Source organism: Niallia sp. FSL W8-1348 (assembly GCF_038006745.1).
In the GTDB taxonomy this organism is placed as follows: Bacteria; Bacillota; Bacilli; order Bacillales; family Cytobacillaceae; genus Niallia; species Niallia alba.
Window position 1 is genome coordinate 710,000 of sequence record NZ_JBBOVV010000002.1, and the last position, 22,736, is coordinate 732,735.

A 22,736-nucleotide genomic window follows, 5' to 3' on the forward strand; every position below is an offset into this window, starting at 1 on the left:
TATCCCTTCGTAAAAACACAATAAAAAAGGAGTCCAGAAAAGTTTGACCTCACAAGTTATACCTGTATGCAAAAACATTATACATACAAAATGGAAAAATAGCTTGTAGGGTCAAAATCTTTTTAAGACACCCCATACGTTCTATTATGTTAAATTGTTTCGCGTGAATCAAGAAGAATCGGCACTTTCTCTAATTTTCTTCTCTATTTCGAGGTAAAAAGATAAAAAATGTCGTTCCTCGACCATATTTACTATAAACAGAAATATCGCCACCATGTGCATCAATAATATTTTTGACAATAGCTAATCCTAAGCCTGTCCCAGCATTCCCTCTTGTTCTTGCTTTATCCGCTTTATAAAAACGCTCAAACACATATGGTAAATCCTCCTCAGGAATACCAGAACCCGTATCTTCAATCTCTATATATACTCCATAATCATCCGATCTACCTCGTAAAAAGACAGTTCCATCACTTGGCGTATGTCGCATACTATTATCCATTATATTGGTTAAAACTTGCTCGACACGATCTGGATCAAGGTCATATTCGCCAATATCTTCGGTAACAGAGACAGTAAGCGTTATTTCTTTCTCTTTAGCGACTGCATTAAACTTTCTAGCTACTCGGTTGATAAATGGATATAGATCAATTGGTTCCTTTCTCAGCTCAATATAGCCAGTTTCCATTCGGGCTAAATCTAAAAATTCGTTAACTAGACGCCCCATTCGTAAGGACTCATCATAGATTACCCGAGCCATTTCTCTTTTTTCTTCCTCTGATTCAGCAATATCATCCACAATTGCCTCACTATACCCTTGTAACATACTTATCGGCGTTCTGAGTTCATGAGATATATTTGCAATAAAATCAATTCGAAGTTTATCTAGCTTACGCTCTTCTGTCATATCGCGAATAACAACAATTGCTCCTCTAATATCCTTTTTGTTATAAAGAGGACTAACAATCATGACCCAGTTCCTACCTTGTAAAGTTACTTCATCTATTTGTTCATTACCTGTATGAACTGCAAGCTGAAATAATTTCCGCAATTCATCCGGTATTTGAGCTTGCATATCGCTCAATTCGCCTTTTTCATAATACCAATGCTGTAGAAATTTTTCAGCAGGCGGATTGGTAAGCAATAAACCGCCATTTCGATTAAGTGTTAGCACACCATCTGCCATTCCACTTAAAATATTGTCTAGCTGTTCCTTTTCTTGGCTTAAGGCATTCATATTAAAATTTAATTTTCTAGCCATTTCATTGAATGCAATCGAAAGTTCACCAATTTCATCCTGAGCCATGATAGGAACTTTTGCCGCAAAATTACCTTGAGCTACTTCAAATGCCGCTTCTCGCATCTTTCTTAACGGGGCAGTGATTCTTGTTAATAAGAAAAAGGCAAATATCGTCGTTAAAATAATGGCAATTACGGCAGCTAAAACAATGAATTTTGCTGTGGATTGTTTAGATTCATTCATCGATTGTAAGGACTGATAGATAAAAACAGCTCCGTCCTCCCCATTCACATGAAGAGGAGACCCCACAATTGCTACCTGTTCAGGTATATTGTCTTTATTGTTTAATTTTGTCATAACGACCGCTGTCTTATTACTTGTTATCACGTTATTTAAAGCTTCATTTCCCTTAATGAAAGAATAGGAAAGTTCCTGCATGCGACTCTCTGGGTAATAATAGACTTGATCTGGAGCGGAAACAATAATTGCTCCTGTTGAAGGATCCAAAAGTTCCCGCACAATTTCCAATCCAGTTTGATTATTATGCTCTTTCATAATTTCGGATATTTTTGTGGCTGTATTGGTTAATTCCGTTTCTGTTTGCTCCTTATAGTATTGTTCAAAATACTCAAGAAGCATGATTGTTAAAATCGTTAGTACTACGGAAACTAGTAATAAAAAGGTGATCCAAAGCTTAAATACTACGCTTCGCCAAAATTTCATCCATTGTTAACCTCAAACTTATAGCCTACTCCCCAAACAGTTACAATCATGCTAGCCGCTTCTTCTGAAACACGATTGAGTTTTTCTCTTAATCGTTTCACATGTGTATCTACTGTTCTTAAATCACCGAAAAATTCATAATGCCATACTTCTTTTAATAATAATTCCCGGTCAAATACTTTATCTGGTGATTTAGCTAAGAAATACAACAATTCATATTCCTTTGGAGTTAGGCCCACTTCCTTCCCACTTGCCAATACGCGATGTGCATCATGATCTATTGTTAAAGCTGGAAAGATGATAACATCCTTTGAAGAACTATCACTTTGTTCAAATGTCGTTTTTGTAGAGCGACGCAACAGAGCTTTCACTCGCAAAACTACTTCTCTTGGACTAAATGGCTTTACGATATAATCATCCGTTCCAACTTCAAATCCTTGAACTCTATTTACTTCTTCTCCTTTAGCAGTAAGCATGATTACAGGAGTAGTTTTCTTTTCTCTTAACTCCTTACATACCTCCATACCATCTTTCCCAGGCATCATCAGATCGAGTAAGATAACATCATAATCTGTGTTTAATGCCTTAGAAAGGGCGCTCATTCCATCTTCCGCTTCTTCCACCACAAACTCTTCTCTTTCTAAGTACATTTTTAGAAGACGTCTAATTCTTTCTTCGTCATCTACCACAAGGATTTTAATTTCTTTCTCCATCGTTCATACCTCCTAACAAAAATACACGAAACTTGTAATCGACTTGTTGTTTCGCTTGGTGCATGTATAAATAAATCTTAATTTCTTTTGCTTATTCATCAAATGGACTCATATTTATACTGCGTTTTTTCCAGTTAAATAGTAATTTATATAAGTGAATTTATCTTATCTGACACAATTATTATAGCATTATTATCATGTAGATATTGTTATCATCCATAAGCAAATGTGACACTTTTATGAACTTTTCGTATATTTCTGTTGTTATCATATTGCAAATATTAAAATTGTACCTTAGCCCTTTTTCTTTTGAGCTTCTGCTCTTAACAATTTCACTTCATGTGCAGTGAGTTCACGAGCGTCACCAGGCTGTAAGCCATTTAAGTTTAAGAAAGAGTATCTCTCCCTTTTTAATTTCATAACAGGTGTTCCAATTGCTTCAAACATTCTTCTTACTTGACGGTTTCTTCCTTCATGAATTTTTAATTCCACAATGCTTGTTCCTTTTTTCTTATCGACAGAAAGAATTTTTGCTTTGGCAGGCGCAGTTTTACCGTCCTCTAGCATAATTCCTCTTTCAAGTTGTTTTACTTTCTCACGAGCAGGAATACCTTTTACTTTTGCAACGTATACCTTTTCAATTTCTCCTTTTGGATGCATCATAATATTTGCAAATTCTCCGTCATTCGTTAAAAGAATAATGCCTGATGTATCATAGTCTAAGCGTCCTATCGGATAAATTCTTGCTTCAATTTCAGAAAAATAATCAGTGACAACTTTTCGTCCTTTATCATCATTAACACTTGAGATTACGCCTCTTGGTTTATATAGAATAAAATAAACCGGTTCTTCTCTCTCAACAGGGATGCCATTTACTTCAATTTTATCATTAGAACCTACTTTCACCCCTAATTCTTTCACTGTTTTTCCATTTACTTTTACTTTTCCTTCAACAATTAATTCCTCTGCTTTTCTTCTTGATGCAATTCCCGCATGGGCAATTACTTTTTGTAGTCTTTCCATCTATATCACCTCATCCAATTTCTCAACAGTAAAAAATGATTGATCGTTTTTTATAACATATTTCTAAAGTTATATACCCTCTTCTATTAGTAACAATTTATTAGAAAACAGACTAATTCAAAACGCTTGATCGTTCTTTTTTTGCCATTCCTATGAATTATGACATAAATTGATGAAATTTCAAAGAAATCTTTGATTTAAGAGGCAATTGATTTACATTTAACGATTTTCCCTTCCAAAGGCTCTTTACATTTTATTTATCATTCTAACCTGAAACCTGAATATTTTTGCGGCAACCTCGCCTTTTTTGCTATTCCCGTAGGAGTCTTCATGGATCCAATTTGCTGAGTATTTTCTCTGTCGCAAACCTTTTTTTAGTGCTAATCGAAAAAAAATGCTCAATGAAAAAAACAAAAAATGTCTTAGGATAAAGTTTACTTACAAACTTTATCCTAAGACACGGGCTAGTTATTTTCCAAACATTAAAGTTACTACTATTATTGCTGCAATAAATCCTACGAGATCTGCTAGTAATCCTACTTTTAAGGCGTCTCCCATTTTCTTGATTCCTACTGCTCCAAAATAGACGGTTAATACATAAAGGGTGGTATCGGTACTTCCTTGTATAACAGAGGCGAGCCTTCCTATAAACGAGTCTGGTCCATAGGTAGCAATTAAATCGCTTGTCATCCCCAATGCTGCATTTCCGGATATTGGTCTAATGATCGCAAGTGGTGCTACTTCCGACGGAACACCGATAAAATCTAAGACTGGCTTAAGAAAACTCATAAAATATTCTAATGCTCCAGATGCTCGAAATATAGATATGGAAACAAGCATTCCTACTAAATAAGGGATAATAGAGAAAGCAATCTGTATTCCTTCTTTCCCACCTTCTACAAAACTTTCATATGTGGGTACCTTTTTAAATGTTCCGTACAACAAAATAAACCCTATGAGGGAAGGAATCATCCACAATGAAATTAATGATACAATCTCCATCTCATGTCACCCTTTTCTCATTCTCTTATGATAAAAATAGCGATCAATCAAAATTCCACTTATACAAGAGAAAATGGTGGCAATAATGGTTGGTCCTACTATATCTGTCGGAGACGCAGAATGGTAATTCATCCTGATTGCAATTACTGTTGTTGGAATTAATGTAATACTTGAAGTATTTAGGGCAAGAAAGGTAATCATACTATTGCTTGCAGTATTCTTGCCCCCATTCAATCGTTTCAATTCCTCCATTGCTTTAATTCCTAACGGTGTTGCTGCATTTCCCAACCCAAAGATATTTGCCATCATATTTGACAAGATATATCCCATTGCAGGGTGATTCTTTGGTATCTCTGGAAAAAGTCTTGCTACAAATGGTCTAAATAAGTTAGTAAGCTTTCGCAATAATCCTGCCTGCTCTGCTATTTTCATCATTCCGAGCCAGAAGACAAGAACACTAATCAGCCCAATACATATGGTTACTGCTTCTTTAGCTCCTGAGAATATTGCTTTGTTGACTTCATCCATCGTTCCGTTTATTGCTGCGAACACAATACCGATAATAGCTAGGGCTGCCCAAATATAATTAACCATCCTTGCCAACCCCAGTCATTGCCAAAAACATGTTCTTAAAATAATCTAAAAAGCTTTTTGATTCCTTTGCCTTATCATGCTTAAAATGTATCGGTGTACGATCAACAAGCTTACCATCTAAATAGATTTTTGCTTCTCCAACAATTTCAGGCACATACTCTTGATTCTTTTGCCAATTTTTTTTAACTTTTAACAGACTGTATTCTACTTTAAATAGATCTTCTTCCTTGTCTGTAACAGGGTATTCTATGTCGGATTTGATATAAACTTTATTCTTATAAAATTTATTTTTAACCGATTTTATTTTCCCTTCCTCCAGAACCTGAACTTTTTTATACTCTTTAAAGGCTGTTTCAAACATATTTATATGATCATCCCAGTCATCTGGATCATTTAAAGTTACTGCTATATATTCAACTCCATCTTTTTCAGCTGTGCTAACTAACGTTCTTTTCGCTCTCTTTGTATAGCCAGTTTTGCCCCCAGTCGAATATTCATAAAGACTCGTTAATAGTTTGTTCTTATTTCTCCAAACACGATCCCACTTATTATTTGAACTTTCCGAACGATAGCTTTCTGTGCCAGCAATTTTTTTATATGTATCATTATTCATTGCATAACGGGTAAGCAAAGCCATATCATACGCTGAGGAATAATGGTCTTCATGATCGTCAAGTCCGTGAGGATTAGCAAAATGAGTGTGCTTCATACCAATTTCTTCTGCCTTTTGATTCATTAAATAGACAAAACCATCTAAGCTTCCACCCACTGTTTCTGCGATTGCAACTGCAGCATCATTTCCAGAACGGAGCATTAATCCATATACAAGATCTTCTAGTTTTATTTTTTCTCCTGCCTCTAAATAGATGGACGACCCTTCCGTTTTTATTGCATTGTTACTAACAGTCACGGTTTCATCTAATTTCCCCGACTCGACTGCAAGTAATGCTGTCATTATTTTTGTAATACTAGCAATTCTTCGCTCCGTATGTGCATCCTTCTCAAAAATAACTCGTCCAGAATCTTGTTCCATTAAGATAGCACTTTGCGCATTGACGTACATTTGTGCACTGCTTTTTTGTGGAACAGCAAGAAACAGAATGGAGGTAATGATCGTAAGAATAATAAGTTTACGTAATTTCATTTAACACAACCTCGTCTCCTTTTATGGTTTGTACAAGTTTATGAAAAAAAAGACAGACATATGACTAATAAAGTGAAACTTCCACGAGTGGGTGTTTTCCTTCCTCCCCCACTCATGGTTAGTTGAACTAATCGGACCTTTACTTAAGTTTGAGGAGGGAGTCTTACTGTCCGTTAAGAGTCGGATAAATTAACACTTCACTTGTAAAACAAAATATGCAGCCCATATAATATGGCTGCATCTGAAAGATGAAGATAATCAAACTATTTTTTTTGATTATTTGTTTCTTTTAATAAGGTCTCCACTTCAGTTCACTTGCTTTTAAAAATCTATTTTCAACATCTTTCCAGTTTACGATATCCCACCAATTATCTACATATTCTCCCCTATTGTTTTTGTATTGCAAATAGTAAGCATGTTCCCAAACATCAAGTACTAATAGGGGAATCGTGTCCCACTGGGTTAACAGCATATGTCGTTCAGATTGAAGAACTTCTAAATGCCTTGCTCTTGGAGACCATACTAGAAGTGCCCAACCAACGCCCTCTACTGCTTTAGCAGCCTCTGTAAAATGCTCCTTAAATGCTGTAAAGCTCCCAAAATAATTGTTTATTTCCTCCATCAATATCCCTTTAGGTTCGCCACCACCTTTTGGACTCATGTTATTCCAAAAGATAGTATGAAGATAATGCCCCGAACCATGGAAAGCAAGTTCTCTAGACCAATGTTTTACAAGTGCATAGTCCTTATTCTTTCTTGCTGCTTTCAGCTTTTCTTCTGCATTATTTAGTCCTGTTACATAGGATTGATGATGCTTTTGATGATGTAACTCCATAATTTCTTTGGAGATATAAGGTTCTAGAGCATCATAGGCGTAAGGTAACTTAGGTAATTGGTGCTTCCCTGCTGCAACGTTTGGTTCCTTCATAAATATCGTTCCAATCTGCTGCCTCTGTGCAAAATAGCTTTCCATCTGTTCGTGAAGATTTTCTGCTTCATGCTGTATTCTAATTAATTCTTCTGTTTCAATTGGTCGTCTCTGTACACCTTCCATTAACTGTGAAAACTTATCAAGCCTTTTCCAAATACTTTCTTCCTTTTGAACTGCTTCCGCTTCTAATAAACTTTTTAATTCCTGATTCCAAATCAACACATTTCTAACATATTCATTATAACTACTCATCTATATGTCAACTCCATTCTTTCCAAAATCGTTCTTATAAAAGGTATGACAAAAGGATGAGCATCATGTCTTTAAAATGGATGCATCCCTAAACTCGTTAATAAAATTAGTTGGACAATAGCAATACAAATAAAAAAGTATCTAAGCTATTGCCTAGATACTCCTTCTTACTCTTCTATTTGCTGAAAAGATTCAAAAAATAAATCAGCCTCTTCTTGATTAAATTCTTCCTCTTTTTCTGCTAACGGAGGCAGTTCCCCTAAATTCTTTAAACCGAAATGGTCCAAAAACTCTTTTGTTGTTCCATAAAGTATTGCTCTGCCTGCTCCTTCTGCTCTACCAACTTCTTTAATTAGTGCCTTTGCTGATAGGGTATGAAGCGGTCTTTCTGTTTTAACGCCTCTAATTTCTTCGATTTCAGCACGTGTAATTGGCTGCTTATATGCAATGATTGCCAACGTTTCTAAAGCAGCTTGTGATAAAGTCGAAGCATGCGGAGATTCCACTAATTTTTTCAGATAATCAGAATGCTCTTTCTTCGTTGCAAATTGATACGTACCAGCAATTTCAATAATAGAAATTCCTCTTGTTTTATCTTTACGATAACTTTTAATTAGCTCATCTATTAATTGTTCTACCTCTAATTGTTCCATTTCTAACACATGCATCAATTGCTTAATTGTTAATCCTTCATCTCCTGCAGCAAATAAGAGACTTTCAACGATTGCTTTCCAGTCATTCACTTTCAACCTTTTATTCAACTTCCTTTCCCATTACAAAAATATCTGCGAAGTTTCCTTCCTGTTCCACAAATACTTGCCGGCGCTTTAAAAGTTCTAAAATTGCCAAAAATGTCACTACGATATGTGATTTTGTCGCAATTGGAAAAAGTTCATCAAAGGATATTCTCCCTTTTTTATTTCTTAAGAACCCAACAATTTCTTCCATGCGATTTTCTATTGGTATTTCTTGTCTTGTGATTTTTGTCGCTAATGGCACCTGTAATTTTTTTCGTTTCAGTAATTTTTGAAAAGCTGCTAACATGTCATATAAAGAAACATCTAACTCTTGTTTTGCATTTTCTTCCTTATTTAAGCTGAAATCCGATAAATCACTTGGAGGTTTTGTAAAAATAAGACCTCTTTCTAATTCCATCTCTTTTAAATCGTCTGCCGCCTCTTTAAATTTACGATATTCTACTAATCTTTCAATTAGTTCTTCCCGTGAATCTTCTTCTGGCTCATACATTAAATCGTCATCAAGTAAATCTTCTTCATGCTTTGGTAGGAGCATTTTACTCTTAATGGCTAAAAGAGTCGCTGCCATCACCAAAAATTCACTTGCTACATCCAATTGTAACACTTGCATAGCATGAACATAATCTAAATATTGTTCTGTAATTTCTGCCACGTTAATATCATAAATATCAATTTCCAATTTATTGATTAAATGAAGAAGCAAATCTAGTGGTCCTTCAAAACTATCAATTTTCACATTATAATGCATCATTCTCACCAAATCCTATTAGAATACCCTTAACTTAATAATGATAGTATTAATATTAAAGAAAAACAATAGTTATCAAACAGAAAAATCAACCAATTCACTATTTAAGTGTTATCATTACTTTTTTTAGCATTTATCGCTATAATAACAAACATATAATCGGTTGTTAATAAAAACTATTGGAAAAGAAAAAGGAGAAGAATATGTATCCAACGGAATATATGCAATTTCTTGTTCATTTTCATGGTGATCAAGACTTTTTCGAATGTCATGAGATCTTAGAAGATTTTTGGAAAAAGGTTGATAGTCGTAACAAAGAGTCTATTTGGGTAGGATTTATTCTTATAGCAGTCTCTTGCTACCATCACCGCAGAGAAAATTTTATGGGCGCCGAAAAAACGATACAAAAGAGCAGAAAACTATTGGAAAAGAAAAAAGAGGCAATAAGAGAATTAGGTCTTGATGATACAAGAATAATCCTTTTATTAAAGAATCAAGAGGATTGTATTAAAAATAAGCAGGTCTTCTTTCCATATCATTTACCTATTTCTGACCCACAGTTAGAAAGAAAATGTGCTCAATTAGCACATTCCATGGGGATGAAATGGAAAAAAAGTGAGCCAATTCCTTTGGAAATCGTTCACCGACATGTTATGCGTGATAGAAGTATCGTTATAAAAGAGCGCGAACAAGCACTCGAGAAAAAGAAAAGACAATGGTAAGATTTATTCATTGGTTCTACAGTAAAAAGAGGCTTTTCCTTGGGGAAACCAATGCAATTGGTTTAATCCACCTAGAAAAAGCCTCTTATTTCTATTTATCTACTTGAACTCCGTCATTACACTTAGATAAAAAATTTACAATTAACTCATTTGATTTCATCGTTCGATTAGGATAAAGCCCTTTTACCGCCTGTACCATAGCCTTCCCAACCCCTTGATGCCTATGAGAGGGATTGACAGATATATGCTGAATGGTGATAGAAGATTCATCTTCAAAAATAACACCGATTAAACCAATAATATCTTCTTCATCTTTCCATAAAAATAACTGCCAATTTTCTTCCGACTCATATTGTTTAATTGTTTGTTGTAATACTTTTAAATCCTTTTCTGCAGGCATAAAAGATAGTAAACCCATTGCAATCTTTTCAAATGCCTTTTTATATCGAATAATCATTAATATCCCTCATCATTTTTAAAACATATTCACTAACAGTTTTCCCATTCAAAATAAGATTCAATCAATCTTTCTTGATGTTAAATAAAAAAATATTCATCTGCAACGAAACTGAAACGAATTTTTTATCATCCTCTTCCCTTTTTTGTAAGAATTATTAGGACCGCCCCGAAAAAATAGGAGATATGTTATTGGTTCTATCATACATAAATTAGCGATATTCTTCAATGAAAATCTTATCAGCTTTAGGATTCATCGCTTCCTAGGTCAAAATACCCTAAAAGGTACAAATAATAAAGGTCAATATTTTGCATCCTATCACTCTAATTTGGGATAAATGGAGGGAATAATTCGTTTTAAAGGACCTATCTTCGATTTCTGTTCGTTCCTCCTCGCCATTATTCATGCAAGTATATTTTTACAAAGAGAATCTTATATTATTCTACCTAAAACAAGCTCCAATCAATACTTTTCAAAATAAAATCTATTTACTACTATATAAAATATGCATATAAACACAAAAAGCTACACAAATCTTTATTTTTTTAGGAGTTATGGTGAATAATAAAGGGAAAGAAAACATTATGATAAATAGGAAACCTATTACCGTTAAGATACGTCTATTAGATGTAGTTACTTTACATGACGTAATATTGTCCTATTTTAAAAAGATGTATAAGCGCTACTTTTACACTAATACAGCAGTTGGAAAAACAGGAGGGAATTGAATGAAAAAAAATAAACTTTTACTTATGGTACTTGCATTCTTACTATTAATACCGATTCCAGCTTATGCGGATGTCGCCGCTGGAGATATGATTATTACCCTTGGAGAAAACCTAACAGAGGAACAAAAGCAGCTTTTATTAACTGAAATGAAAGCTCCAGAAAATGCAGAAATTATTACTGTTTCCAATCAAGAAGAGCATCAATACTTAGGAAACTATATTTCAAAATCGTTAATTGGTACTAGAGCAATCTCTTCCTCTGCCATTACAATAGGGGACAAAGGTACCGGTATTCAAGTAACAACCAAAAATATAAACTGGGTTACCGATGAGATGTATATTAATGCCCTCATTACTGCAGGGGTAAAAGATGCAAAAATTTATATCACAGCACCTATTGAAGTTTCAGGTACTGCAGCACTGACAGGAATTATCAAAGCATATGAAGTGTCAACTGATACAGTTATCCCAGAAGACGTAAAGCAAGCTGCTAATGAAGAGATGGTAGAAACAGCAAATTTAGGAGAAGATATTGGACAAGAAGAAGCCACTGCTTTAATGGCTAAAATTAAAGAGCAAATAGCAGAGCAAAAACCAAAAACAGTAGAAGAGGTTCAAACAATTGTTCAAGATTCAGCAAAGGAACTAAATATCACACTAACCGAAGAACAATTACAGAGTCTTATTTCTTTCTTTAATAAGCTGAAAGAACTTAACATCGATTGGAATCAAGTGGGTAATCAATTAAACGAAGCGAAAGATAAGTTAACTGGCTACTTGGATAGCGAAGAAGGACAAGGATTTTTAGCAAAGATTAAAGAAGTGTTTGCAAGCATTGTGGATGCAATCAAATCTTTCTTTTCTTAATTTGCTTAACTATCCACTATTAAAAAAGGGAGTCTCATTGACTCCCTTTTTTAATACTTATTTTTTTAATGAAGCTGCTTCTTTAAAAGGTAAATCTAATCGTAATAAATCTTCAAACGATTCTCTTTTCACCACTAATTTTGTTTCGCCATTTTCCACGAACACAACTGGTGGCCTTGGGATACGATTATAATTATTTGCCATAGAATAACCGTAAGCACCTGTACAGAATACGGCAAGTACATCGTTTTCTCCCGCTTTTGGTAAAGGCAAATCCCAAATAAGCATATCTCCTGATTCACAGCATTTTCCTGCAATCGAAACTGTTTCATCTGGAGCTTGTAAAGGTTTATTCGCAAGAACCGCTTCATATTTAGCTTGATATAGAGCTGGACGAATATTATCACTCATACCTCCATCTATAGCTAAATAATTCCGCACGTTAGGTACTTCTTTTCGTGATCCAATTTTATATAAAGTCGTTCCTGCATCTCCTACGAGTGATCTCCCTGGCTCAATCCATATTTCAGGCATCGTCATTTCGAGATTGCTTACTTGTTCTTTTACTTCCTTTATAATCACTTCCACATATTCAGCTGGCTGAATTGGATGGTCTTCCGACGTGTACCGAATGCCAAAGCCCCCACCTAAATTTAATACCTTTGATTCAAATGCATGTTTCACTTTCCATTCTATTAAATGCGCCATTATTTTTTGAGCAGCTAGGACAAATCCTGTTGTGTCAAAGATTTGTGAGCCAATATGGCAATGCAGTCCTAAAACTTCCACAAAAGGAGACTTAGTAGCCTTTAACAAAGCTTTCTCTGCTTGACCATTTTGCAAGTCGAATCCAAACTTTGAATCTTCTTGTCCTGTTAAAATATAATCATGCGTATGAGCTTCAATACCTGGCGTTACCCTTAAAAGAATAGACATTTTTGTCTTTTTTTCTTCACATAATTGCTGAAGCATCTCTAGTTCATAAAAATTATCGACAACAATACAGCCAATCTGATAGTTAATCGCCATCAACAGTTCTTCTTTACTTTTGTTATTCCCATGAAAATGAATTCTATCTACAGGAAAATCAGCAGCTATTGCTGTATATAACTCACCACCAGAAACAACATCTAATGACAAGCCTTCTTCTTCTGCTAATTGAACCATTGCAATAGTTGAAAAAGCTTTACTTGCATAAGCAACTTGTGCCTTTACTCCAAGTTGATCAAAGGTGTGCTTAAATCCCCTAGCTCTTTCCCTAATCAATTCCACATCATATACATATACTGGTGTTCCAAATTTTTCGACTAATTGCAGCGTATCTACACCACCGATTTCAAGATGACCTGCATCATTCACTTTTGAAGTTCCGTAATAGTGCATTAATTCCCCTCTATTCTCTATAAAATATGTCCCCTATTAAAAACAGACAGTCTATTGTGGAAGAACTTGTCTGTTTTCGTTACCTATTTATCCCACAAATTAATAATTGTAGTTCTCTTCAAATCGTTAAAGTTCCACTTTAATTATCCAAATGTATCATAAATGGAGACAATTCTCAATAGCTGATCACCTAATATACGGGAGAAAGGCAGAATTATCTCCTCTCCTAAAAGAAAAGTAATCTGCCTGTCAAATAGTAATCGTGTCTTGGTCGTCTTAAAGCGCTTATGGCTGCTTATAACGATCTCCCGGATGCAAATGGCTTGGTCTTACTTTGTTGCCTGGAACTGCACGACGAACAAGAATTTGTCCTAAAGCGAGTGGATGAAACGGAATAAATGGCCATAAATAAGGAACATTTAGTGTTCTAGTCCGGATTAGGAATAAAAGATACAGCGTCATGCCAATCACAAATCCAGGTGTATGGAAGAATGCTACAAGGATCAACAAAATCAGTCGAACAATTTTGTTGGCAATCCCCAATTCATAACTTGGGGTAGCAAAGTTACCGATGGCAGCAACTGACACATAAAGGATTACTTCTGGAACAAATAAACCAACATCTATTGCAATTTGTCCAATGAGTACAGCTGCTATTAATCCCATTGCAGTTGATAATGGTGTCGGAGTATGAATCGCCGCAATCCGTAAAAATTCAAGTCCTAAGTCTGCAATAAAGATTTGGACCACAATTGGAATATTGGTCGTTTCATTTGGGCCGATAAACGCAATCCTCTCAGGCAATAGAGATGGTTCTAATACCACTAAAAACCACAATGGCAGGAAAAGTATCGAAGCGATAACACCTAAAAATCTTACCCATCTTATAAAAGTTCCGACCATTGGAGCTTGTCTATATTCTTCTGCATGCTGCAGATGATGAAAAAAGGTTGCTGGTGTAATAATTACACTCGGGGATGTATCTACATATATAATAACATGACCTTCTAATAAATGAGTCGCAGCTACATCTGCTCGTTCTGTATATCTTACGAGTGGGTATGGATTATAGCCTTGCTTTAATAAATACTCTTCTATTGTTTTGTCTGCCATTGTCATTCCATCTGTTTTTATGTTTTTTATTTCCTTTTTGACTATATTAATTAAATCTGGATCTGCTACTCCATCAATATATCCAACGGCAATATCTGTTTTCGAACGCTCTCCTATTCTCATAATTTCAAAGCGCAAGCGTTCATCTCTAATTCTTCTTCTAGTAATTGCCGTGTTTACAATTATATTTTCCACAAAGCCATCCCGTGAACCCCGGACTACCTTTTCTGTATCTGGCTCTTCTGGCATTCTTCCTGGATAGCTTCTTACATCAACAATAAGACCATGGTCATACCCTTCAATTACAACGGCAATCAACCCTGAAAGAACTTGGTCAACCAATTCGTCCATTTTTTCAATCTTTTGGACACTTTGATGCACTAATTGATTTTGAACGATATCAAATATATTGTTTGCTTGTGATTTTCGATCAATGTCATTTAAAAATAAGAGCTGCTCCAATAATTCAGCAATCAATACACTATCACATAGCCCATTCACATAATATAAATTGACTTCTTTTCGCATTACTTTTATTTTACGAACACCTAGATCAAAGCTAGTTCCGAGTCCAACCCGATCCTTCATATACTTTTCTATTTTATCTAAATCCTCGTATATTTGGATCTTCTTTTCAGTCTTGCTGCTCATAAAAACCACTTCTTTCTAAAATATATTCTACGGCTTTCCGAGTAATCGGGGCACCTTTTTCATAAGAGTCCTTTTTTCCCATCTTTCCAATGTCTCCGATGCCAACAACAAGAGGGAGATTTAGCTCGTCTAAGATGTACACTGTATCTCCATTTACTCTTCCTAACTCCATTTCTGGAATTCCGTATTTATCAACACCATAAGGCGTTAATTCTCCATCTTGATCTATTGCAACATCAATTTTCGTCCATTCCTCCCTTCTCGTTCTGCTTGCCACAGCAATAACCCCTAAAACTTCTAAATCAGGATGTGTAGCTATGTATTTAAGCGCTTTTTCACCAATACCTTCTCCGACAAAACCACTGTCGTCAAACATAACTAATACTGGGTCATTTTTTGCTCGTTTTATAAGGGAAAGAATTTCTTCTCCACTATGGTGGCTAGGGTTGCCAAAGGAAGTAGAAATACATCTCCCTCCTATTTCTTTTGCTACTATCTCAACGGCTCTTTTGGCATACTCATCTCCATCTGTTATAAGAATTACCCTTCTCCTATTTTCCATTTTCCATACTTCCTTTCTTCTTCCATTACATTGTCATCACGGAATAAAATATATCCAATGAAACAAGGAGCCAAAGATCTTACCAAAAACAAGAGCCATCATTAATATTAATAGTCGGTCATCAATTCCAATTCTCTTTGCTAAAAGAGGGAAGACATCTAGCACCTCCGTTAATGCTGCTGCAATCATTCCAACATAAATACCATCTGCTAATCCCATTAGGATAAGCAGAAAAGCAGGTAAGGAAAAACTCGGTTCTCTCAAAAAAGCAAGTGTTCCTAATACAGCTCCTAACACAGCAGCCCATTCATATGCATAAATTTTACTAAAAGTTTTTGTTAGTTGTGTTAGCCTTGGAATAATACCAAACACTGTTAGAAAAGCAACATAACCAGCACCAACGGTAATCCCCCATGCTAACCCTACAAAGATGACAAATAATATATTAATGATCATCTAATTTTTTTATACTTTCTTTATTTTCATGCATAATCATATATTGATCCAAGGACTGCTGATAATTAAATACTTCCACTTCCAATGGACTTGGCTCTTCATTAAGCCGTTTTTTAAACACATGGTTAAAAAATATGACCATACCAAGACCTAATCCAATGGAATATGGAATCTGAAAGATTAACGGTTTTTCTACTTCTTTCCCTGTTATCATTTTATAAACTCGTTGATGAACTGTTTGCATGCTTACATCTTCATGAAAGTTCATTATTGTTAATCCTGAACCAATAAACAGCAGGAGCCAAACTAATATAAAAAATGGGAGTGTCACTTTTCTCTTCTCAAAAACAACCTCAATAATTGTTTGGGGTGGTCCAATTAATTGGATATCTACTTCCTTATCTAATCTTTTTATCTCACGAATAACTTGTGTACTATCAATTATGATAATGTTTTTATCTTGTGCTGAAATATGGTATAGACATACATTTTTTAGTGTTGACAGCAATTCATCTGTTGCAATAATTTGTGCAAGATCTTTTAGGAAAATCCGATCATTTGACTTTTTTTGAATGCGATGTCTCATGCGAAGATATATAGTCTCTGCCAAAAGTTTCACGTCCTAACACACGTTGTTTTCCTCATGACTGTAGTATTCGATTATCTTTATAAAAATATGAAAGTCTGCTAAATGGTAATTTTTTCTCCAAAAAATAAATGAATAATTAGCTATCAAAAAAAGAGCTGCTAATCCTTTTAAAAAGGATTAGCAGCTCTTTTCATTTAAAGATCCATCTGTTCTTTCATCTGTAATAATATTTTTTTCTCAAGCCTCGAAACTTGAACCTGAGATATACCAAGCCTTGTTGCCACTTCTGATTGAGTCTGATCTTTATAGTATCGTAAATATACAATCAGACGTTCTCTTTCATCCAATTCGCGAATGGCTTCTTGCAAGGCAATTTTATCAAACCATTTGCCTTCATTACCATCATCAATTTGATCCAATAAAGTAATCGGATCACCGTCATTTTCATAAACAGTCTCATGAATTGAGGATGGTGTTCTTGCAGCTTCTTGTGCGAGAACGATATCTTCTGGAGGTATCTCTAAAAACTCGGAAAGTTCCCCGACTGTTGGTGTTCTGCCAAATTGCTTAGATAACTCGTCCTTCGCCTTACGAATTTTGTTACTTAATTCTTTTAACGATCTACTAACCTTTACTGTTCCGTCATCACGAATAAATCGTTGGATCTCTCCAATGATCATAGGAACAGCATAGGTAGAAAATTTCACATCATAGCTTAAATCAAATTTATCAACTGATTTTAATAGACCGATACATCCAATTTGAAATAAATCATCTGGATCATATCCTCTATTTAGAAATCTTTGCACTACTGACCAAACAAGACGCATATTTTTCTGAACGATAGTATCTCTTGCTGATTGATCTCCATCTTGGCTTCGTTTTATTAAGTCCTTGACTTCATGGTCTTTTAGATACGTTTCCTTCTTGTCTTTCTTTACCTCCACATCCATAGACGATTCTCCTTAATTGCTTAGCATTTTGCTATTCATTAAATGCTTACGCAGACGAATCTCTGTTCCGCTATCTGGACTTGACTGAATTTCGATTTCATCCATAAAGTTTTCCATGATGGTAAATCCCATACCAGATCGTTCAAGTTCTGGCTTTGTCGTAAATAATGGCTGTCTTGCTTCTTCTACATCGAAAATTCCTTTCCCTTCATCCCTGATGGTTAAATCAATAAATGAATCTTCTAATATAACAGAAATATAAACAATTCCACTCGGATCATTTTCATAACCGTGTATGATACAATTTGTTACTGCTTCTGATACTACTGTTTTAATTTCTGTTAATTCATCCATTGTTGGATCAAGCTGTGCAATAAAAGCTGCTACCGTTACACGTGCAAATGATTCATTCTGGCTAAGTGCGCTAAATTGAATATGCATTTCGTTTCTCATCTTAAGCTACCCCCAATCGTTGTAGGGCAAATTCTTCATTTGTTTCCAGCTTCATAATTTTAAACATGCCAGACATATCAAATAAACGCTGTACACTAGGGGAAATAGCACAAATAACCATTTCTCCTCCAAGCTGTTTTATTTGTTTATATCTTCCCAAAATAACTCCTAAGCCAGAACTATCCATAAAGGATAAATGTTCAAGATTTAACACGATATGACGAATATTATAGCTCTCTATGGCAGTGGTTGCTTTTGTACGCAACTCTTCTGCATAGTGATGATCCAGTTCCCCAGATAAGCGTATACAAAGTACATTGTTTTTTACTTCCAACTCAATATTAAGACTCACTAGAATAGCCTCCTTATTTGGTTTAAAGAAACTATTCTAGATTTTGATGACATTTCCTTCTCCACAGACAAAACTAGTGTTCATTCGCTAAAAACAGAAGGAATATTAACGGATTCGACAAAATGAAAAAATACTATTCGGTTTTTGTGAACATACCTGCAGAACGTTTAAATAATGTCCACCATTTAGCTGATTTCACTTCTTTTTGTGCAACTAATGGACTTGTAACAAGCGTTTTTCCATCTTGCTTATACGTAATTTCTCCAATTTCCTGACCTTTTTCAATTGGAGCTTTTAAATTTTTATTCATGGTGATTTCTTTTTCTAATTTATCAATTTGCTCCCCTTTTTTTGTGAGGATAGAAATTGGTTCGCTTGTGACTGCAGTCACTTCTTTTTCTGAACCTTTACTTACCTTTACTTTGCCAATTGCTTCTTCTCGCTTATGCAATGGATGTGTTTCATATTGACTAAATGCATAATCAAGTAATTTCGTTACCTGAGCATTTCTTTCTTTCGATGTTGGCGCACCGAAAACAACTGCAATCACCCTCATTCCATTTTTCATAGCAGTTGCTGTCAAACAGTATTTCGCTTCTGCTGTAAATCCAGTTTTTAATCCATCTACTCCTGGATAAAACTTAACTAGACGGTTTGTATTTACAAGCCAAAACTTTTTATCCGTATCTTCTCTTAAATAATCTTCATACGTACCAGTAAATTTCGTTATATCTTCATACTTCAATAGTTCCTTTGCCATTAAAGCCATATCTTTTGCTGAACTGTAATGATCGACTACTGGTAATCCTGTTACATTTTGAAATTTAGTACTTTTCAAACCTAATTCTTGTGCTTTTTTATTCATTAAATTCACAAATTCTTCTTCAGAACCTGCTAATCTTTCTGCAACCGCGACAGCTGCATCATTTCCTGAACCGATAGCAATTCCTTTTAACATTTCCTCTGTCGTCATTTCCTCTCCAGGTTCTAGGAAAATTTGTGAGCCTCCCATAGAAGCTGCATGCTCACTTGTACGTATTTTTTCATCTAACTTTAATTTGCCTTGATCAATAGCTTCCATAATAAGAAGCATAGTCATAATTTTTGTCATACTTGCTGGTGGAAGCTGTTCCTCACTATTTTTTTCATACATAATAGTTCCTGTATCTCGATCAATTAAAATGGCTGATTTTACATTATCAACTAATTCTTGTTTTTTCTCAGCAGCTAATGTGCTTGGCGCCAAAATTGATGTTATAAAACAGGTAATGATTAACATTGATATGATGCGTTTCATCTATTGACCCTCCATTCTATATAGCCTCCATTTTTTCCAAAAAAGACAAGTTTATACAGCCAATGTGGAATATTCATAAAATAATTTGAATAGCTCTATACGAGTAAGAAAAGAAACATATCCTGTATGAATAGTTAGGCTTGTATTTACGGGTAGGTTATAATGAATAAAGTGAAACTTCCATCAGTGGGGGTTTTCCTTCATCCCCCACTGATGGTTAGTTGAACCAATCGGACCTTTACGGACAGTAAGGGTGGGATAAAGGTAAAAGGAGGTTATATTTTGATTCATTTAAAAACACCAGAGCAAATTGAAAAAATGAAAAAAGCAGGAGAAATCCTTGCAGATTGTCATAAGGAAATTAGAAAATTAATTAAACCTGGCATTACTACTGAAGAAATCGATATATTTGTGGAAAACTTCATGTTACAGAGAGGGGCTACACCTGAACAGAAAGGTTATCATGGATACCCTTTTGCTACTTGCGCATCTGTTAATGATGTCATCTGTCACGGTTTCCCTTCCAAAACGCCTTTAAAAGATGGCGATATTGTTACAATAGATATGGTAGTTAACTTAGATGGATGGCTCGCTGATTCTGCTTGGTCATACTCAGTAGGCAATGTCTCAGAAGATGCGAAAAACCTATTAAAAACGACAGAAGAAGCATTATACATAGGCATAGAACAAGCAGTAATCGGAAACCGAGTTGGGGATATCTCGCATGCTATTCAAACATATGCGGAAGCAAAAGGCTATGGGGTCGTCCGTGATTTTGTAGGTCATGCAATTGGGAGAGAAATGCACGAGTTGCCGCAGATTCCTCACTACGGCCCTCCTCACGTAGGTACTCAACTTAAAGAAGGCATGGTTATCACCATTGAACCGATGTTGAATATCGGTATGTATCATGCAAAAGTAGACTTAGATGGATGGACAGCACGTACTGTTGATGGAAGTCTGTCTGCACAATACGAGCATACTTTGGCCATTACTAAAAATGGACCAATTATTTTAACAAAACAATAAACTAAACACACACCCAATGGCTTCCATTTTGCCATTGGGTCTCTTTTTAGACAAACGTGCCCCTCCCTTTTAATTTTTCTAGAAAAAAATGAACTTTTTAAACGCTATAATACTCTTATAAACAAGAGGTGAACGCATGAATGAGAAAAAACTCGGACAAAAGGCGAAAAGACAAAATAAAAAAGCTTTACTTCAGTTAGTAATGCAACAAAAAGATGATTACTATCGTTTAGCCTATTCCTATATGAAGAATTCACATGATTCAATGGATGTAATGGAAGAAATGATAATCATCTTATATGAGAAAATTGGTCAATTAAAAAATCTCGAATCTTTCTATAGCTGGAGCAAGACAATTTTAGTAAATATTTGCAAAGGTAAATTGAAAAAACAGCAAAAAGAGTTACTAGTCGATGATATGGAGTTCCACTCCAATACAAATCAAACAACCAATCCCTATAAATACACAGCTGAGTCGATCGACATAGAGCAATTGCTAAAATTGTTAAATCCGCATCAAGCGGAAGCAATTAAATTAAAGTACTTACATGATTTAGATTATGCAACCATTGCTAAAATCACAAATGTCTCTGTTGGAACAGTAAAATCAAGAATTCACAATGGATTAAACCTAATAAAGAGGGTGTATGGGAGGAAAGAAGAATGAATCCTATTGAACAAAAACTATTTGAAGAAAAAAAGAAGTTAGCAGAAATAACCGCGCCTTCCGAGATAGAACAAAGACTAACGAAAGCACTTTATACTAAACGCACTAAACCTTTTCCTTTTAAGCGATGGTTCCCATTATCCGCTGCTATTATTTTATTGATTTTTATTACTTATCAATCAAGTACATTTGCTTATTATGGTAAAAAACTATTAGGATTTGATACGATTATGACCCAATCCTTAAAAGATTTAAACGAAAAAGGATTCGGACAAAATATAGAGCAATCTTATTTATTAGAAAATGGGACTGAATTAACCATCAATGGACTTATGTCCGATGAAAATAGATTGGTTGTTTATTTTACATTAGCAAATGACAAAGGCTTGCCAGATGATTTAGATCGTATTTTTACTCCTCGGAGCATTACTGGTTTTTTTACGAATGCCAGAATAAATAGCTCTGTTTTTGAAATAAGCGACGATGAAACAAAAATGACGGGAATTTTAAATTTTGATCCCATTAATGCTTTTTCCAAAAAACTTCAGCTACACTATGTTTACTGGAAAAATGATTATGAAGTAATCGAGGGTTCAACTGATATCATCTTTCCCTATAATCATAAGGAAGCATTACAAACAAAAATGAAGCAATCCATTAATAAAAAAATAAAAGTAGATAAAGGTACAATTTCTTTCAAAAGTATTACGGCTACCCCTACCCAAACGGTAATAGAAGGCGTGTTTAATGTGGAGAATTATGACCGTCTCAGTCACGGATTTGACGGAGTGAAGCTAATCGCAAATGGCCAGCCCCTCCCATTAGAAGGATATGGTAGTTCTTCAACCTTTAGAAAAAATAATACTTTTTCCATCGAATATGGTGGCCTACCAGAAGATGTGGATTCACTCGAAATCCAAATAAAAGACTTTATAGGATATAAGGAAGTAAATAAATCCATTTCTCTTACAGGAATAGAGAAAAATAAAGTGATAACATTAGAGGATGCAAATTTAATGATAAATAACATACAATTAAATAATGCAGTAAATATAAGCATCTCAACAAATGATTCCATTTTATTGGATAAAGTAAGTATTATAAATGAGGAGAAAAAAAAGATTCCTTTAAAAACGACAACGAATCACCACTTAACAACAAGCAATGATGAAACAATAATAAATGAACGAACATTGGTATTTGATTCCAAAACCAAACCGCTAGAACTTCATATTGGTGGATTGCATTATGTAAAAGAGTATCATAAAAAAATAGATATCCCCATTAAATAAAGAAAACAAAAAGACCCACAAAGTATCAGCTATTAAA

Annotated in this window: 25 protein-coding genes; 6 read left to right on the forward strand and 19 right to left on the reverse strand. The window is 34.9% G+C overall.

From position 1 onward, the window contains the following. Window positions 1-190: 190 nt before the first annotated feature. The 9 genes from NST60_RS21960 to NST60_RS22000 form a co-directional block, all read right to left on the reverse strand. On the reverse strand, window positions 191-1,963 hold the full coding sequence (locus NST60_RS21960) for an ATP-binding protein (protein ID WP_101730941.1): 1,773 nt from the start codon (window positions 1,961-1,963) through the stop codon (window positions 191-193). After that, window positions 1,960-2,676, reverse strand: coding sequence for a response regulator transcription factor (locus tag NST60_RS21965; RefSeq protein WP_016203164.1), 717 nt, complete (start codon window positions 2,674-2,676; stop codon window positions 1,960-1,962). The genes NST60_RS21960 and NST60_RS21965 overlap by 4 nt, the downstream gene beginning before the upstream one ends. Window positions 2,677-2,970: 294 nt before the next feature. Beyond that, complete coding sequence (rluB, locus tag NST60_RS21970) at window positions 2,971-3,699, reverse strand: 23S rRNA pseudouridine(2605) synthase RluB (protein ID WP_016203165.1); 729 nt, start codon at window positions 3,697-3,699, stop codon at window positions 2,971-2,973. A 468-nt stretch (window positions 3,700-4,167) separates the two neighbouring features. Continuing rightward, a complete protein-coding gene (locus NST60_RS21975) occupies window positions 4,168-4,701 on the reverse strand; it encodes a spore maturation protein (RefSeq protein WP_016203166.1) in 534 nt (177 codons plus the stop codon). A 6-nt stretch (window positions 4,702-4,707) separates the two neighbouring features. Continuing rightward, window positions 4,708-5,295, reverse strand: coding sequence for a nucleoside recognition domain-containing protein (locus NST60_RS21980; RefSeq protein WP_016203167.1), 588 nt, complete (start codon window positions 5,293-5,295; stop codon window positions 4,708-4,710). After that, a complete protein-coding gene (locus NST60_RS21985) occupies window positions 5,288-6,439 on the reverse strand; it encodes a D-alanyl-D-alanine carboxypeptidase family protein (protein WP_016203168.1) in 1,152 nt (383 codons plus the stop codon). Before NST60_RS21985 ends, NST60_RS21980 begins: the two co-directional genes overlap by 8 nt. 289 nt (window positions 6,440-6,728) lie before the next feature. Continuing rightward, entirely contained in the window at window positions 6,729-7,622 is an 894-nt protein-coding gene (locus NST60_RS21990) for a superoxide dismutase (protein WP_016203169.1), read from the reverse strand. A gap of 167 nt (window positions 7,623-7,789) precedes the next feature. Further along, complete coding sequence (gene scpB / locus NST60_RS21995) at window positions 7,790-8,371, reverse strand: SMC-Scp complex subunit ScpB (protein ID WP_101730939.1); 582 nt, start codon at window positions 8,369-8,371, stop codon at window positions 7,790-7,792. A 4-nt stretch (window positions 8,372-8,375) separates the two neighbouring features. Beyond that, window positions 8,376-9,128 carry a segregation/condensation protein A gene (locus tag NST60_RS22000; protein ID WP_169189696.1) on the reverse strand — a complete coding sequence of 251 codons (753 nt, stop codon included), beginning with the start codon at window positions 9,126-9,128 and terminating at the stop codon, window positions 8,376-8,378. Window positions 9,129-9,331: 203 nt separating this feature from the next. Between NST60_RS22000 and NST60_RS22005 the strand changes: the two genes are divergently transcribed. Next, on the forward strand, window positions 9,332-9,850 hold the full coding sequence (locus tag NST60_RS22005; RefSeq protein ID WP_169189697.1) for a DUF309 domain-containing protein: 519 nt from the start codon (window positions 9,332-9,334) through the stop codon (window positions 9,848-9,850). Window positions 9,851-9,941: 91 nt separating this feature from the next. On the opposite strand, the gene NST60_RS22010 is transcribed toward NST60_RS22005, so the two are convergent. Continuing rightward, window positions 9,942-10,307 (reverse strand): GNAT family N-acetyltransferase, encoded by a 366-nt coding sequence (locus tag NST60_RS22010; protein ID WP_016203172.1) that lies wholly within the window; start codon window positions 10,305-10,307, stop codon window positions 9,942-9,944. 554 nt (window positions 10,308-10,861) lie between these two features. Between NST60_RS22010 and NST60_RS22015 the strand changes: the two genes are divergently transcribed. Further along, the gene (locus NST60_RS22015) at window positions 10,862-11,035 is read left to right on the forward strand and encodes a hypothetical protein (protein ID WP_156827790.1); all 174 of its coding nucleotides are present in this window, start codon (window positions 10,862-10,864) and stop codon (window positions 11,033-11,035) included. After that, the gene (locus tag NST60_RS22020) at window positions 11,036-11,902 is read left to right on the forward strand and encodes a DUF1002 domain-containing protein (RefSeq protein WP_169188791.1); all 867 of its coding nucleotides are present in this window, start codon (window positions 11,036-11,038) and stop codon (window positions 11,900-11,902) included. A 57-nt stretch (window positions 11,903-11,959) separates the two neighbouring features. Here the strand turns inward: NST60_RS22020 and lysA are convergent, their stop codons facing one another. From lysA to NST60_RS22065, 9 genes are all read right to left on the reverse strand, one after another. Next, complete coding sequence (gene lysA, locus NST60_RS22025; RefSeq protein WP_016203174.1) at window positions 11,960-13,285, reverse strand: diaminopimelate decarboxylase; 1,326 nt, start codon at window positions 13,283-13,285, stop codon at window positions 11,960-11,962. A 285-nt stretch (window positions 13,286-13,570) separates the two neighbouring features. Further along, on the reverse strand, window positions 13,571-15,049 hold the full coding sequence (locus NST60_RS22030) for a spore germination protein (RefSeq protein ID WP_169188793.1): 1,479 nt from the start codon (window positions 15,047-15,049) through the stop codon (window positions 13,571-13,573). Then, window positions 15,033-15,611 (reverse strand): stage V sporulation protein AE, encoded by a 579-nt coding sequence (locus NST60_RS22035; RefSeq protein ID WP_016203176.1) that lies wholly within the window; start codon window positions 15,609-15,611, stop codon window positions 15,033-15,035. Before NST60_RS22035 ends, NST60_RS22030 begins: the two co-directional genes overlap by 17 nt. Window positions 15,612-15,647: 36 nt before the next feature. Then, complete coding sequence (locus tag NST60_RS22040; protein ID WP_016203177.1) at window positions 15,648-16,067, reverse strand: stage V sporulation protein AB; 420 nt, start codon at window positions 16,065-16,067, stop codon at window positions 15,648-15,650. Beyond that, complete coding sequence (locus NST60_RS22045; RefSeq protein ID WP_101730936.1) at window positions 16,057-16,677, reverse strand: stage V sporulation protein AA; 621 nt, start codon at window positions 16,675-16,677, stop codon at window positions 16,057-16,059. The genes NST60_RS22040 and NST60_RS22045 overlap by 11 nt, the downstream gene beginning before the upstream one ends. Window positions 16,678-16,850: 173 nt before the next feature. Next, window positions 16,851-17,609 carry an RNA polymerase sporulation sigma factor SigF gene (sigF, locus tag NST60_RS22050; protein ID WP_016203179.1) on the reverse strand — a complete coding sequence of 253 codons (759 nt, stop codon included), beginning with the start codon at window positions 17,607-17,609 and terminating at the stop codon, window positions 16,851-16,853. Window positions 17,610-17,621: 12 nt separating this feature from the next. Next, on the reverse strand, window positions 17,622-18,062 hold the full coding sequence (spoIIAB, locus tag NST60_RS22055; protein WP_016203180.1) for an anti-sigma F factor: 441 nt from the start codon (window positions 18,060-18,062) through the stop codon (window positions 17,622-17,624). 1 nt (window position 18,063) lies between these two features. Next, window positions 18,064-18,414, reverse strand: coding sequence for an anti-sigma F factor antagonist (gene spoIIAA / locus NST60_RS22060; RefSeq protein ID WP_016203181.1), 351 nt, complete (start codon window positions 18,412-18,414; stop codon window positions 18,064-18,066). A 133-nt stretch (window positions 18,415-18,547) separates the two neighbouring features. Beyond that, window positions 18,548-19,711 carry a D-alanyl-D-alanine carboxypeptidase family protein gene (locus NST60_RS22065; RefSeq protein ID WP_101730935.1) on the reverse strand — a complete coding sequence of 388 codons (1,164 nt, stop codon included), beginning with the start codon at window positions 19,709-19,711 and terminating at the stop codon, window positions 18,548-18,550. A 282-nt stretch (window positions 19,712-19,993) separates the two neighbouring features. On the opposite strand from NST60_RS22065, the gene map reads away from it, so the two are divergent. The 3 genes from map (at window position 19,994) to NST60_RS22080 (ending at window position 22,699) form a co-directional block, all read left to right on the forward strand. After that, window positions 19,994-20,740, forward strand: coding sequence for a type I methionyl aminopeptidase (gene map / locus NST60_RS22070; RefSeq protein WP_101730934.1), 747 nt, complete (start codon window positions 19,994-19,996; stop codon window positions 20,738-20,740). A gap of 136 nt (window positions 20,741-20,876) precedes the next feature. Continuing rightward, window positions 20,877-21,407: an RNA polymerase sigma factor gene (locus NST60_RS22075; RefSeq protein ID WP_341100144.1), complete on the forward strand. Its 531-nt coding sequence runs from the start codon at window positions 20,877-20,879 to the stop codon at window positions 21,405-21,407. Continuing rightward, window positions 21,404-22,699: a DUF4179 domain-containing protein gene (locus NST60_RS22080; protein WP_016203183.1), complete on the forward strand. Its 1,296-nt coding sequence runs from the start codon at window positions 21,404-21,406 to the stop codon at window positions 22,697-22,699. Before NST60_RS22075 ends, NST60_RS22080 begins: the two co-directional genes overlap by 4 nt. Window positions 22,700-22,736: the final 37 nt, after the last annotated feature.

Excerpts from the sequence above, each read along its gene's own strand:
- NST60_RS21965 (WP_016203164.1), bottom strand. The coding sequence starts at position 2,676 with ATGGAGAAAGAAATTAAAATCCTTGTGGTAGATGACGAAGAAAGAATT.
- NST60_RS22005 (WP_169189697.1), top strand. The coding sequence starts at position 9,332 with ATGTATCCAACGGAATATATGCAATTTCTTGTTCATTTTCATGGTGAT.
- NST60_RS22030 (WP_169188793.1), bottom strand. The coding sequence starts at position 15,049 with ATGAGCAGCAAGACTGAAAAGAAGATCCAAATATACGAGGATTTAGAT.
- NST60_RS22035 (WP_016203176.1), bottom strand. The coding sequence starts at position 15,611 with ATGGAAAATAGGAGAAGGGTAATTCTTATAACAGATGGAGATGAGTAT.
- NST60_RS21960 (WP_101730941.1), bottom strand. The coding sequence starts at position 1,963 with ATGAAATTTTGGCGAAGCGTAGTATTTAAGCTTTGGATCACCTTTTTA.
- NST60_RS22000 (WP_169189696.1), bottom strand. The coding sequence starts at position 9,128 with ATGCATTATAATGTGAAAATTGATAGTTTTGAAGGACCACTAGATTTG.
- NST60_RS21980 (WP_016203167.1), bottom strand. The coding sequence starts at position 5,295 with ATGGTTAATTATATTTGGGCAGCCCTAGCTATTATCGGTATTGTGTTC.
- spoIIAB (WP_016203180.1), bottom strand. The coding sequence starts at position 18,062 with ATGAGAAACGAAATGCATATTCAATTTAGCGCACTTAGCCAGAATGAA.
- NST60_RS22080 (WP_016203183.1), top strand. The coding sequence starts at position 21,404 with ATGAATCCTATTGAACAAAAACTATTTGAAGAAAAAAAGAAGTTAGCA.
- NST60_RS22020 (WP_169188791.1), top strand. The coding sequence starts at position 11,036 with ATGAAAAAAAATAAACTTTTACTTATGGTACTTGCATTCTTACTATTA.
- NST60_RS21975 (WP_016203166.1), bottom strand. The coding sequence starts at position 4,701 with ATGGAGATTGTATCATTAATTTCATTGTGGATGATTCCTTCCCTCATA.
- lysA (WP_016203174.1), bottom strand. The coding sequence starts at position 13,285 with ATGCACTATTACGGAACTTCAAAAGTGAATGATGCAGGTCATCTTGAA.
- NST60_RS21985 (WP_016203168.1), bottom strand. The coding sequence starts at position 6,439 with ATGAAATTACGTAAACTTATTATTCTTACGATCATTACCTCCATTCTG.
- NST60_RS22015 (WP_156827790.1), top strand. The coding sequence starts at position 10,862 with ATGGTGAATAATAAAGGGAAAGAAAACATTATGATAAATAGGAAACCT.
- NST60_RS22040 (WP_016203177.1), bottom strand. The coding sequence starts at position 16,067 with ATGATCATTAATATATTATTTGTCATCTTTGTAGGGTTAGCATGGGGG.
- sigF (WP_016203179.1), bottom strand. The coding sequence starts at position 17,609 with ATGGATGTGGAGGTAAAGAAAGACAAGAAGGAAACGTATCTAAAAGAC.
- NST60_RS22075 (WP_341100144.1), top strand. The coding sequence starts at position 20,877 with ATGAATGAGAAAAAACTCGGACAAAAGGCGAAAAGACAAAATAAAAAA.
- NST60_RS21990 (WP_016203169.1), bottom strand. The coding sequence starts at position 7,622 with ATGAGTAGTTATAATGAATATGTTAGAAATGTGTTGATTTGGAATCAG.
- NST60_RS22065 (WP_101730935.1), bottom strand. The coding sequence starts at position 19,711 with ATGAAACGCATCATATCAATGTTAATCATTACCTGTTTTATAACATCA.
- NST60_RS22010 (WP_016203172.1), bottom strand. The coding sequence starts at position 10,307 with ATGATTATTCGATATAAAAAGGCATTTGAAAAGATTGCAATGGGTTTA.
- rluB (WP_016203165.1), bottom strand. The coding sequence starts at position 3,699 with ATGGAAAGACTACAAAAAGTAATTGCCCATGCGGGAATTGCATCAAGA.